This window comes from Cupriavidus sp. SIMBA_020, from assembly GCF_046535395.1.
Lineage (GTDB): Bacteria > Pseudomonadota > Gammaproteobacteria > Burkholderiales > Burkholderiaceae > Cupriavidus > Cupriavidus campinensis.
The window spans coordinates 1-274 of the sequence record NZ_JAWRWU010000521.1 but is presented as its reverse complement, the minus strand read 5'-3'; the positions used below and the strand labels follow the sequence as shown (position 1 = coordinate 274).

1 protein-coding gene is annotated in these 274 nt (G+C 36.1%); it reads left to right on the top strand.

What is annotated here, in order from left to right:
- A partial coding sequence (locus SB751_RS30325; protein WP_410749062.1) for a hypothetical protein occupies positions 1 to 274 on the top strand: 274 nt, incomplete at both ends.

Below are 274 nucleotides of genomic sequence, written 5' to 3'. Positions count from 1 at the left end.
ATAAGGAAGATAATACATTTCAGGCAATGGATTTTAATGGTGATGGTCGCGCCGATTTTTTAGCAAAAGTACAGCTGTCAACTTATATTGAAGAACCCCCTTGCAGAAATAGATTTGATTGTGATGTAAATCCAAGATCTGCTCCTTTAGCATCAAATCAACAAATAAGTCAGTCTAGCTTAGCAACACAGAACCAGATTGAAGAGCTTCATAACAATGGTGATTTGGATGCTCATGATGTCTTAATTCCAGTGAATAGTAGTCAATTAAATCC